We start from the raw sequence: 1,209 nt of genomic DNA, 5'->3' as shown, positions 1-1,209 counted from the left end.
CTAAGAGTATCCGTTGTGGTCAAGCGGCTTTTGGCGTCCAAAGCCGATCTTTGTGAAGCAGGGCGTTTGCGAGGACAACGAGCTTTCGCATGATTGCGGTAATGGCGATCTTGGCGTGTTTTCCCTTTGCGATAAGGCGGTCGTAAACACGCTTGAGGTCTGGGTTGAACCGCATGGCGACGATGGCCGGCATGTAGAGCGCTTGCCGCACGGTGGCACGACCACCCTGGATGAAGCTGCGGCCTCGCCATGTGCCGGACTGGCGCGTGATGGGTGCCAGCCCGGCCAGTGAGGCTGCCTGACCTTCTTCCATCATGCCGAGTTCGGGCATGTCGGCCAGAAGCGCATGAGCCGTGACCGTTCCCAGTCCCGGAATACTGGCCAGCACGTCCCGGCGCCGGGACAGATGCGCATCTTCCGCCACGAGCGCGTCAGTCGCCGCATCGAGGGATGTGACCTGCGCCTCGATCTGCCGCAGGCGATGACGCGCGTGGCGCTGCAGCAAGCCGATCGTGAGGGTCTTGAGACGATTGAGCGTTGCCGTGCGGTCTCGCATCAAACTGCGGCGCGCGGCCACCAGTTCGGCCAGGCGGTTCTGTATATCCGTGCGGACTGGCCGCGTCACCGGATCCAGCAGGGCACCGTAGCGCGCCAGCATCAACGCATCGACGCGATCTGTCTTCGCGAGTTTGCCGGTGGCTTCGGCGAAACGCCGCGCCTGTCGTGGATTAACCTTGACCTGCGGGATACCAACGGCCGCCAGGCGTTCCTCCAGTGTGCGGTGATAGGGGCCGGTTGGCTCGAACACCACCCGGGCAACGGCTTTGATGTCGCCGATCCAGCGCAGAAGTGCGGTCTGGCCCTTGCGGGTGTTGGCGACACGGACGGTATCACCGCCGGGGTGACGGGCAGCGTCGAGATGATCCTTGGATACATCGATCCCGATTGTGATCGATGCGGGTGGCAATTCGGCCTTGGAAGCCGCAACTGGATGCGTCATCTTTTCCATGTCCTATGCTTGTCATCCGAGGCCGAACCTCGGGTATCCGTTCAGGGCACAAGGAAAAGAAGGGGTGGTCATACTCTCAAGACGACCCATTACGGTCTGCCTGTTGCCGACCCGTCCCCTTCCTGATTTTTCCGGGGTGGCCACCCCGGAAAAATCAGTCCTTTGTCGCACGCAGCGACACGGAATGCATAAGACAAGCC

1 protein-coding gene is annotated in these 1,209 nt (G+C 61.8%); it reads right to left on the bottom strand.

Annotated elements, in window-relative coordinates; genetic code table 11:
• Positions 1-19: 19 nt before the first annotated feature.
• Positions 20-1,000 (bottom strand): IS110 family RNA-guided transposase, encoded by a 981-nt coding sequence (locus CFR80_RS18240; protein WP_051671983.1) that lies wholly within the window; start codon positions 998-1,000, stop codon positions 20-22.
• Positions 1,001-1,209 lie beyond the last annotated feature (209 nt).

It is taken from the genome of Komagataeibacter oboediens (genome assembly GCF_003207815.1).
GTDB classification, from domain to species: Bacteria; Pseudomonadota; Alphaproteobacteria; order Acetobacterales; family Acetobacteraceae; genus Komagataeibacter; species Komagataeibacter oboediens.
This window is presented reverse-complemented; position numbering and strand designations above follow the sequence as displayed.

Bases quoted from the DNA above. Each gene is read 5' to 3' on its own strand.
- CFR80_RS18240 (WP_051671983.1), bottom strand. From the start codon at position 1,000: ATGACGCATCCAGTTGCGGCTTCCAAGGCCGAATTGCCACCCGCATCG.